Here is a 10,593-nt window from a genome sequence, read left to right as displayed (position 1 = left end):
GCGCTCATCGGCATCGCCCTGGTCCTCGTCGTGCTCCAGCCCCGGCTGGCCAGGGCACTGGCCCGCAGCCGGGAACGCAACGGCACCACCGAAGCGGCGATTGAGGACACCGCGCGGAGCGCGGTCGGGGGTCCGGGGGTCTCCCCCGGTTGCGGGGAGGTCCCGGGGGGGCACCCCCCCGGGTTCCCTGCGGGCAGAGGCTACTTGCTGTCGTCCACCCAGCTCATGAGACCGCGGAGCTTCTTGCCCGTGGTCTCCAGCAGGTGATCCTGGTCGGCCTTCTTGTACTCGTTGTACTTGGGAAGACCCGCCTGGTACTCCTTCATCCAGTTGTTGGCGAAGGTGCCGTCCTGGATCTCGCCCAGGACCTTCTTCATCTCCGCCTTGGTGGCGTCGGTGACGATCCGCGGGCCGGTGACGTAGTCGCCCCACTCGGCGGTCTCGGAGACCGACCAGCGCATCTTCTCCAGGCCGCCCTCGTACATCAGGTCCACGATCAGCTTGAGCTCGTGGAGGCACTCGAAGTACGCGATCTCCGGCTGGTATCCGGCCTCGACCAGCGTCTCGAAGCCCGCCTTGACCAGCGCGGAGGCACCGCCGCACAGCACGGCCTGCTCGCCGAACAGGTCGGTCTCGGTCTCCTCGGTGAAGGTGGTCTTGATGACGCCGGCGCGGGTGCCGCCGATCGCCTTGGCGTACGAGAGCGCCAGCGCGAACGCGCCGCCCGTGGCGTCCTGCTCGACGGCCGCGATGCACGGCACGCCGCGGCCCTCCTCGTACTGACGGCGGACCAGGTGGCCCGGACCCTTGGGCGCGACCATGCAGACGTCCACGCCGGCCGGGGGCTTGATGAAGCCGAAGCGGATGTTGAAGCCGTGGCCGAAGAACAGCGCGTCGCCGTCCTTGAGGTGCTCCTTGACGGACTCCTCGTAGACCTTCGCCTGGATCGGGTCCGGCACCAGGATCATGATGACGTCGGCCTCGGCGGCGGCCTCGGCGGGCGTGACCACGCGGAGGCCCTGCTCCTCCGCCTTCTGCTTGGACTTGGAGCCCTCGTGCAGGCCCACGCGGACGTCGACGCCGGAGTCGCGCAGCGACAGCGCGTGGGCGTGGCCCTGGCTGCCGTAGCCCAGGACCGCGACCTTGCGGCGCTGGATGATGGAGAGGTCGGCGTCGTTGTCGTAGAACAGCTCGGCTGCCACTGAGGTATCTCCTTGTTTTCCGGGGTTCCGGTTGTGCGTCCCACCGTATGACGGGTGGGCGGGGACAAAAGAAAGGGGTCTTCGGGTCCTGGCGTGACGAAGGGCCGTCAGGCCGTGCGGTCGAGCGCGCGCAGGCTGCGGTCGGTGATGGAACGGGCGCCGCGCCCTATGGCGATCGTCCCGGACTGCACCAGTTCCTTGATGCCGAACGGCTCCAGCATCTTGAGCATCGCGCCCAGCTTGTCGGAGCCGCCGGTGGCCTCGATGGTGACGGCCTCCGGGGAGACGTCGACGGTCTTGGCGCGGAAGAGCTGGACGATCTCCACGATCTGGGAGCGGGTCTCGTTGTCGGCGCGGACCTTCACCAGGACCAGCTCCCGCTGGATCGCGGTGGCGTCCTCCAGCTCCACGATCTTCAGTACGTTGACGAGCTTGTTGAGCTGCTTGGTGACCTGCTCCAGCGGCAGCGACTCGACGTTGACGACGATGGTGATGCGGGAGATGTCGGGGTGTTCGGTGACGCCGACGGCCAGGGAGTCGATGTTGAAGCCCCGGCGGGCGAACAGGGCGGCGATCCGGGTGAGGATGCCGGGGGTGTTCTCCACGAGCACGGAGAGCGTGTGCTTGGTCATGGTGGTCGTTCCCTCTCCTGGCCTCAGTCGTCTTCGTTGTCGCCGAAGTCCGGGCGGACGCCGCGCGCCGCCAGGATCTCGTCGTTGGAGGTGCCTGCGGCGACCATGGGCCAGACCATGGCGTCCTGGTGGACGATGAAGTCCACCACGACCGGGCGGTCGTTGATGGCGTTGGCCTGCTCGATGACGGCGTCGAGCTGGGCCGGGTCCTCGCAGCGCAGCCCCACGCAGCCCATGGCGTCGGCGAGCTTCACGAAGTCCGGGACGCGGGTGCCCTGGCAGGCCTCCTTGCCGGGGCCCGTGGCGGAGCCGCCGCCGGACACCGCGGGGCCGGTGTGCAGGACGGTGTTGGAGTAGCGCTGGTTGTAGAAGAGGGTCTGCCACTGGCGGACCATGCCCAGGGCACCGTTGTTGATGACGGCGACCTTGATGGGGATGTTGTTCAGCGCGCAGGTGACCAGTTCCTGATTGGTCATCTGGAAGCAGCCGTCGCCGTCGATGGCCCACACCGTACGGTCGGGCTCCCCCGCCTTGGCGCCCATCGCGGCGGGCACGGCGTAGCCCATGGTGCCCGCGCCCCCGGAGTTGAGCCAGGTGCGGGGCTGTTCGTAGTCGATGAAGTGCGAGGCCCACATCTGGTGCTGGCCGACGCCCGCCGCGTAGATGGTGTCCGCCGGGGCGAGTTGGCCGATGCGCTGGATGACCTGCTGCGGGGAGAGGCTGCCGTCCTCGGGCTGGTCGTAGCCGAGCGGGTAGGTGTCGCGCCAGCGGTTGAGGTCGGCCCACCAGGCGGTGTAGTCGCCGACGTGGCCCTCGGCGTGCTCGGCCTGGAGGGCGACGACCAGGTCGGCGATGACCTCGCGGGCGTCGCCGACGATCGGCACGTCGGCGGCGCGGTTCTTGCCGATCTCGGCGGGGTCGATGTCGGCGTGCACGATCTTGGCGTACGGGGCGAAGGAGTCGAGCTTGCCGGTGACGCGGTCGTCGAAGCGGGCGCCGAGGGCCACGATCAGGTCGGACTTCTGCAGGGCGGTGACGGCGGCGACCGCGCCGTGCATGCCGGGCATGCCGACGTGCAGCGGGTGGCTGTCGGGGAAGGAGCCCAGCGCCATCAGGGTGGTGGTGACGGGGGCGCCGGTGAGCTCGGCGAGCACCTTGAGCTCGGCGGTGGCACCGGACTTCAGCACCCCGCCGCCGACGTACAGCACCGGCCGTCTGGCCTGGGTGATCAGCTTGGCGGCCTCGCGGATCTGCTTGGCGTGCGGCTTGGTCACCGGGCGGTAGCCGGGCAGGTCGGTGTGCGGGGGCCAGCTGAAGGTGGTCTTCGCCTGAAGGGCGTCCTTGGCGATGTCGACGAGGACCGGGCCGGGCCGTCCCGTGGAGGCGACGTGGAAGGCCTCGGCGATGGTCCGCGGGATCTCCGCCGGGTCGGTGACCAGCCAGTTGTGCTTGGTGATCGGCATGGTGATGCCGCAGATGTCCGCCTCCTGGAAGGCGTCCGTGCCGATGGACTTGGAAGCCACCTGACCGGTGATGGCCACCAGCGGCACGGAGTCCATGTGGGCGTCGGCGATGGGGGTGACGAGATTGGTGGCCCCCGGGCCCGAGGTCGCCATGCACACCCCGACCTTCCCCGTGGCCTGCGCGTACCCGGTGGCCGCGTGACCGGCGCCCTGCTCGTGCCGGACGAGCACATGGCGGACCTTCGAGGAGTCCATCATCGGGTCGTACGCCGGGAGGATCGCACCGCCGGGAATGCCGAACACGATCTCTGCCCCTACCTCCTCCAGCGAGCGGATGAGGGACTGCGCGCCCGTGACGTGCTCGACGGTGGCGGGCTGCTGCTGCGCGCCGCTACGGGCCCGCGGCTGCGGATGATGGGCCCCGGTGGCCTGCTCGGTCATCGACATTCTCTTCTCGAAGGAGTTCGACGGTAAGGATTCGACGGTTTCGACAGCTTCGGCGGATGGGAGGGTTTGGGTGGGTCTGCGGCGATCCGGTGCAATAAAAAACCCCTCGTGCCGTGAGGCAAGCGAGGGGAGCGCGCCGGAGTGGTCAGCAGGACTTCATGAGTGGCCTGCTTCAGCCGACGCGCTTTCCAAGTACGAGAATTCGGGTGCGCATGGGACCGACCCTCCACCCGCCACCCGGGGAGTGTCAAGCGGGTGGGACGGGCGTCTCATTATTTGAGCGCAATGGAGCATGTGCGAGGGAGCCCGCGCCGCCCGCCGCGCCGGACCGGATGCCCGACGGCATGATCGCCGGGGCCGGCGGGGCACCGCCGACGAGCACGCCTCCGCCGTCGCCGGGCGGGCGTGGCACGGGGTAGGCGCCGAGATCCAGAGCGTAGCGCAGCCGGTGTTCGTCGAGGGGGCCCGCGAAGGCCTTGCCCAGGCCGTGGGTGCAGCCCATGGCGCGCAGGGCGAGGGCCTGCTCGGGTCCGTCGACGCCCTCGGCCACGGACTGCATCCCGAGGTCGGTGGCGATCCTCAGCAGCCCGGCGGTGATCTTGTGCAGCCGGGCGGACTCCACCACGCCGTCGACCAGCCCGCGGTCGAGCTTGAGCGTGTCGATGGGGAGTCTGCGCAGGGCGCTGATCGCGGCGTAGCCGCTGCCGAAGCCGTCCAGGGCGATCCGCACGCCGAGCCGGCGCAGGGCGGAGAGCCGCCGCTCCAGCCCGTCCAGCGGGACGCGGGGATCGCTGCCGGACAGCTCCAGGACGAGCGCGCCGGACGGCAGGCCGTGGTGGATCAGCAGCCCTTCGAGGTACTTGGGCGGCAGCGACTTGTCCATCAGGCGGGTGGCGGACAACTGGACGTACACCGGCGCGGCATGGCCCGCGCGGCAGCGCTGGGCGGCCTGCTCGACGGCCTTCTCCAGCGTCCAGCGGCCGAGCTCCGCGGAGCGCGCGGCCTCGTCCCCGCGCTCGCTCTCGGCGACGCGCAGATACTCGGCGGGGGTGAACAGTATCCCCTGCGCGGACCGCCAACGGGCCTGCGCGGCCACGGCGGTGACCCGCCCGGTCGCCAGCTCCACGACGGGCTGGTGCAGCAGCGCGAACTCGCCGTCGTGCAGCGCGGTGCGCAGCCGGGTGGCCAGCTCGGCGCGGCGCACCACGTCGGCCTGCATCTGGGGCGCGTAGAGCTCGACGCGGCCCTTGCCCGCCTGCTTCGCGCGGTACATCGCGAGGTCGGCGTTGCGCATCAGCACACCGGGGGTGACGCCGGGCTCGGCGAAGGCCACGCCGATGCTGGCGGCCACCCGGACCTCGGTGCCTCCTTCCACCTTGTACGGCTGGGAGAGGGTGAGCCGGAGCCGGTCGGCGATCTCGTGGATGCGGTACTCCCGGGCCGCGGGGTCGCGGGTGCCGTCGCCGATGATGAGCGCGGCGAACTCGTCTCCTCCGAAGCGGGCGGTGCTGTCGCCCGCCCGCACCGAGTCCTGGAGGCGACGGGCCGCCTGGACCAGCAGCTCGTCGCCCGCTTGATGGCCGACGGTGTCGTTCACCGCCTTGAAGCCGTCGAGGTCGATGAAGAGCACGGCGGTCCCCGCGTCGGTCGCTCTGCGGCCGGTGAGGGCCTGCTGGACCTTCTTGGTGAACAGGGCGCGGTTGGGCAGGTCGGTGAGCGGGTCGTGCTCGGCGGTGTGCTGGAGCTGGGCCTGGAGCCGGACCCGCTCGGTGACGTCCCGGCTGTTGAAGATGAGGCCGCCGTGGTGGCGGTTGACGGTGGACTCCACGTTGAGCCACTCGCCGGAGCCGGAGCGGAAGCGGCATTCGATCCGGGTGGTGGGCTCCTCGGCGGGGGGCGCCGCGAGGAAGCGGCGCACTTCGTGGACGACTCTCCCCAGGTCCTCCGGGTGGATCAGCGAGGCCAGTTCGGAGCCGACGAGCTCCTCCGCCTCACGGCCGTAGACACCCGCGGCGGCGGGGCTGACGTAGCGCAGTATCCCGGTGGGCGCGGCGATCATGATGACGTCGCTGGAACCCTGGACGAGGGACCTGAAGTGGTTCTCCTTCTGGGCGAGTTCCTGGGTGAGCGAGATGTTGTCGAGCAGCATGATGCCCTGGCGGATGACGAGCGCCAGGACGACCGCGCAGCCGGTGAAGAGCACGACCCGGTCGACGCGGTGGCCGTCGAGCACGTTGTAGAGGATGCCCAACGTGCAGACGGCGGCGGCCAGATACGGGGTGAGGGCGGCGAGCGAACCGGCGATGGGCCGGCTGGGGTGGTGCGGGTGGTGGACGGTGCGGGAGCCGCTCGCCGCGGAGTCGTCGTCCTCCTCGCGGGCCACCCAGGGCGCGTACGCCATCAGCAGATAGCCCGCGAACCAGCCCGCGTCGAGGATCTGGCCGGAGCGGTAGTGCGAGCGCAGCAGTGGCGAGGTGAACAGGGCGTCGCACAGGACGGTCAGGGCGAGGGCCGCGATGGCGGTGTTGATCGCGGAGCGGTTGGCGGTGGAGCGCCGGAAGTGCAACGCGAGGACCATCGACACCAGGGCGATGTCCAGCAGCGGATAGGCCAGCGAGAGCGCCGCGTGGGCGACGGTCTCGCCCTGGAAGTGCGCGGTGTGCGCGAGGGCCAGGCTCCAGGACAGGGTGAGCAGGGAACCGCCCGTCAGCCAGGCGTCGAGCGCGAGGCAGACCCAGCCGGCGCGGGTGACCGGGCGCCTGGCGAGGACCAGCAGGCCGATGATGGCGGGCGGCGCGAAGAGCAGGAAGCAGAAGTCGGCCGCGGACGGGGTGGGCACGCGCACGTCGAGGACGACCTCGTACCACCCCCAGACGATGTTGCCCAGGCCCGCCATGGCGGAGGAGGCCGCGAACAGCAGCCAGGCGAGCCGGAAGCGGGTCTTGTGCGTCCTGCCGTACCAGAAGCAGGACACGGCGGCGAGGGCCGCGGCCCCGCCGAGCCCGAAGTCGCCCATGGCGGAGGCCAGCTCGCTCGATCCCCAGCCGAAGGCCGCGCCCGTGGCGTAGCCGCCGCAGACGAGCGCGAGGAGGAGCTGGGACGCCGGCCCGGACCCCCCGGCCGAACGCCGGGGCAGTGCCGCTCCGGGGGCGCTCACCGCGCCGCCGTCCCGCGCGAGACCCTGAGCCAGGCGAAGTGGGACCGGAGGGCGGAGCGGTGCGGGAGGCGGGCCGGGCCGGGCCGGCGGAGCGCCGGGGGCCGGGGGCGGAGCTGCCGGGGATGCCCTGCGGGCCGCGGTGGCGGAGCCGCAGTACAACCGTGCCGTGGTCGGTGCATGAGCCGCGTCGGGTTGATCGTCCAGTGGCCGCGCATCGCCCGTCGCCCCCCTCGTGTGCCGGTACTTCGCTGCGCCGTACGGTGCCCGGCGCAGCCCCCGGTCCGGACGATACACCAGACTCGTCACTCAGGGACATAGCTCATATACATAGCGTAATCAGCAACGGGATTATGAACACTGAGTGCAGTCGAACGGTACCTCTACGTGGTAGCTAGGGGGCGGTGACTACGACATTTTGCAGGGGTGCGTCCAGGGCGAATCTGGCCAGTTGATCGCGCAGCAGCCGCTCGGCCCGGGGCAGGAAGGCCGAGGAGGGCCCGCCCACATGAGGGGTGATCAGGGTGCCGGGAGCGGTCCACAAGGGGTGGCCCGGGGGCAGCGGTTCGGGGTCGGTGACGTCGAGCGCGGCCCGTAGCCTGCCGCTCTCCAGCTCGGCGAGGAGCGCCTCGGTGTCGACCACGGCGCCGCGCGCGATGTTGACCAGCAGGGCGCCGTCCTGCATCCGCGCCAGGAACTCGGCGCCCACCAGTCCGCGGGTGTCCTCCGTGAGCGGCGTCGCCAGGATCACGACGTCGGCGTCGGGGAGAAGATCCGGGAGCGCGGCGACGGGATGCACGGGACCGCGTACGGTTTCCCGCGGGGAGCGTGCGACGCGTGCGACCCGCGCGCATTCAAAGGGCACGAGCCGGTCCTCGATGGCGGAGCCGATGGAACCGTAGCCGACGATCAGCACCGACCTGTCCGCGAGCGCGGGCCGGTACCCCTGCGTCCACTCCCCCGCGTCCTGCGCGCGCACGAAGCCGGGGATGTCGCGCAGCGCGGCGAGGGTGAGCGCGAGCGCCAGCTCGGCGGTGCTGGTGTCGTGCAGCCCGCGGGCGTTGCACAGCAGGGTGCCGCGGGGCATCAGCGGCACGGCGGGCAGCATGTGGTCGACGCCCGCGGTGAGGGTCTGCACGACCTTCAGGCCGCGCATCGCGGGCAGCGGGCGTACGCAGACGTCGCCGCTCGTCACGTAGGGCGGGACGTAGAAGGCGCAGCGGGCGGGGTCGGTGGGGTAGTCGGGTTCGCCGTTCCAGTAGGCGTAGTCCAGGGCGCCGGGGAGGCCGTCGATCTTCTCGGGCCGGATCGGCAGCCAGGCCAGGGGGCGGGCGGAACCGCTGTCATCTGCGCTCATGCCTGGAGGCTATGCGAAGCGGCCGGGCCGGCAGAGGTTAGTTTGGGGGCGAGGAACGGGAGGGAACTGGCCGGTGGAGCGCAGGACAATCGGTGCGGCGGCGCTCGAAGTGGGCGCGATCGGCCTCGGGTGCATGCCGATGCACTGGGCGTACACCGCCTCTCAGCGGAGCGGCGAGGGCGCGCTGCGCACGGTGCACGCGGCGCTCGACGCGGGAACGACCCTGCTGGACACGGCGGACATGTACGGGCCGTTCACCAATGAGCTGCTCGTGGGGCGGGTGTTGCGGGAGCGGCGCAAGGAAGCCTTTGTGTCGACCAAGTGCGGGCTGCTGGTGGGCGATCAGCACATCGTCGCCAACGGTCGGCCCGGCTATGTGAAGCGGGCCTGCGACGCCTCGCTGCGGCGGCTGCAGACCGATGTGATCGACGTCTACCAGCTGCACCGGCCGGACCCGGAGATACCGGTCGAGGAGACCTGGGGGGCGATGGCGGAACTGGTCTCCGCGGGCAAAGTCCGGGCCCTGGGGTGGTGCGCGATCGGCGCGCGGGCGCAGCGCAGGTCGCGCGCCGGGATGTACGACGCGACGATCCGGCAGCTGGAGCGGATACAGCAGGTCTTCCCGGTGAGCTGTGTGCAGGCGGAGTTGTCGGTCTGGTCGCGGGAGGCGCTGGAGAAGCTGGTTCCGTGGTGCGCGTCGCGGGGCGTGGGGATGCTGGCGGCGATGCCTCTGGGGAACGGTTTCCTCAGCGGCACGCTCACCCCGGGCCAGGGCTTCGAGCCGGAGGACGTCCGGGCGCGGCACCCCCGGTTCACCGCGGAGATGATGGCCGCCAACCAGCCGATCGTGGCCGGGCTGCGGCGGGTGGCCGGGCGGCACGGCGCCACGGCCGCGCAGGTGGCCCTGGCCTGGGTGCTGGCGCAGGGGCGGCACGTGGTGCCGGTGCCGGGCACGAAGAAGGCCGCCTGGGCGGCGCAGAACGCGGTGGCGGCCCAACTGCGCCTCACCCCGGAGGACTTCGCGGAGATAGCGGCGTTGCCCAAGGCCATGGGGTCGTGGGAGTGAGCCCCCGCGACGTGTATAAGGAACTCGTGCCGCACCACCCCCGGTGAGAGGAACGAACCATGCGACGACGCGCGACGCGCGCCCGCCTCGCCGCCGTCACGGCCGCGCTGACCGGTTCCGCGCTGCTGCTCGCGGGCTGTTCGGACGGCGGGTCGCTGCCGGGCCGGGCGGCGCCGTCGTCGTGGGCGTCGGGCGCCGGGTCCCCGGGCGCGGGCGGGCCTTCGGGCGGCCCGGCCCCCTCCGCGGCGCCCGCCGAAGGGTCGGCGAAGGTCGTCCGTACGCTCACCGCCAAGCTGACCTCGCCCTGGGGGCTCGCGCCGCTGCCCGGCGGCGATCTGCTGGTGGGCTCCCGTGACACCGGGAAGATCATCCGGGTGGCCGCGAAGGACGGCGCGCAGAGCGAGGTGGGCTCGGTGCCGGGGGTCGCGGCGGCGGGCGAGGGCGGGCTGCTGGGCCTGGCGCTCTCCCCCGGCTACGCGACCGACCACCTGCTGTACGCCTACTTCACCACCGCCTCGGACAACCGGATCGCGCGGCTGCGCTACGACGAGGCGAAGCCCGACGGGCAGCGGCTGGGGCAGCCCGACACGGTGTTCCAGGGCATCCCCAAGGGGCAGATCCACAACGGCGGGCGGATCGCGTTCGGCCCGGACGGGATGCTCTACGCGGGCACGGGCGAGGGCGGCGACCGCGGTCTCGCCCAGGATCCCAAGTCCTTCGGCGGCAAGATCCTCCGGATGACCCCGGACGGCCGCCCCGCGCCCCGCAACCCGCGGGCCGACTCGGTGATCTACTCCTCCGGGCACCGCAATGTGCAGGGGCTCGCGTGGGACGCGGACAGGCGGCTGTGGGCGTCGGAGTTCGGCCAGGACACGTGGGACGAGCTCAATCTCGTCGAGCCGGGCGGCAATTACGGCTGGCCGGTGGTCGAGGGGAAGGCCGGGCGGCCCGGCTACCGCGACCCCGTCGAGCAGTGGAGGCCGGCGGACGCCTCGCCGAGCGGGCTCGCGTACGCGAAGGGTTCGCTGTGGATGGCCGCGCTCCGGGGGGAGCGCCTCTGGCGCGTCCCCCTGCGGGGTGCCGTTCCGGTGGCCGGGCCGCGGTCCTTCCTGAAGGGCGAGTACGGCCGCCTCCGCACGGTCGTCGCGACGGACGACGGCGGTCTGTGGCTGACCACGAGCAACACGGACGGCCGTGGCCGGCCGGGAGCCGACGACGACCGCATCCTGCGGGTGGAAGTGACGTGATCTCTCCCACGTCCGGGGATTCGTA

The 10,593-nt window shown here is 71.7% G+C and carries 7 protein-coding genes; 2 read left to right on the top strand and 5 right to left on the bottom strand.

The window, feature by feature from the left end; genetic code table 11:
* Positions 1 to 200: 200 nt before the first annotated feature.
* The 5 genes from ilvC to ACWD4A_RS21145 form a co-directional block, all read right to left on the bottom strand.
* Positions 201 to 1,202 carry a ketol-acid reductoisomerase gene (gene ilvC, locus ACWD4A_RS21165; RefSeq protein ID WP_451195968.1) on the bottom strand — a complete coding sequence of 334 codons (1,002 nt, stop codon included), beginning with the start codon at positions 1,200 to 1,202 and terminating at the stop codon, positions 201 to 203.
* Positions 1,203 to 1,309: 107 nt separating this feature from the next.
* A complete protein-coding gene (ilvN, locus tag ACWD4A_RS21160; protein ID WP_451195967.1) occupies positions 1,310 to 1,834 on the bottom strand; it encodes an acetolactate synthase small subunit in 525 nt (174 codons plus the stop codon).
* Positions 1,835 to 1,857: 23 nt separating this feature from the next.
* Positions 1,858 to 3,744, bottom strand: coding sequence for an acetolactate synthase large subunit (locus ACWD4A_RS21155; RefSeq protein ID WP_451195965.1), 1,887 nt, complete (start codon positions 3,742 to 3,744; stop codon positions 1,858 to 1,860).
* Between the two features lie 247 nt (positions 3,745 to 3,991).
* Complete coding sequence (locus tag ACWD4A_RS21150) at positions 3,992 to 6,901, bottom strand: putative bifunctional diguanylate cyclase/phosphodiesterase (protein ID WP_451195964.1); 2,910 nt, start codon at positions 6,899 to 6,901, stop codon at positions 3,992 to 3,994.
* 391 nt (positions 6,902 to 7,292) lie between these two features.
* Positions 7,293 to 8,255, bottom strand: a complete 963-nt coding sequence (locus ACWD4A_RS21145) for a 2-hydroxyacid dehydrogenase (protein ID WP_451195963.1) — start codon at positions 8,253 to 8,255, stop codon at positions 7,293 to 7,295.
* A 73-nt stretch (positions 8,256 to 8,328) separates the two neighbouring features.
* On the opposite strand from ACWD4A_RS21145, the gene ACWD4A_RS21140 reads away from it, so the two are divergent.
* Complete coding sequence (locus ACWD4A_RS21140; RefSeq protein ID WP_451195961.1) at positions 8,329 to 9,321, top strand: aldo/keto reductase; 993 nt, start codon at positions 8,329 to 8,331, stop codon at positions 9,319 to 9,321.
* A 59-nt stretch (positions 9,322 to 9,380) separates the two neighbouring features.
* The gene (locus tag ACWD4A_RS21135; RefSeq protein ID WP_451195959.1) at positions 9,381 to 10,568 is read left to right on the top strand and encodes a PQQ-dependent sugar dehydrogenase; all 1,188 of its coding nucleotides are present in this window, start codon (positions 9,381 to 9,383) and stop codon (positions 10,566 to 10,568) included.
* The last annotated feature ends 25 nt before the right edge of the window (positions 10,569 to 10,593 follow it).

It is taken from the genome of Streptomyces sp. NPDC002537 (assembly GCF_053594975.1).
The sequence above is the reverse complement of the archived record's forward strand: the minus strand, read 5'-3'. Positions and strand labels throughout refer to the sequence as shown.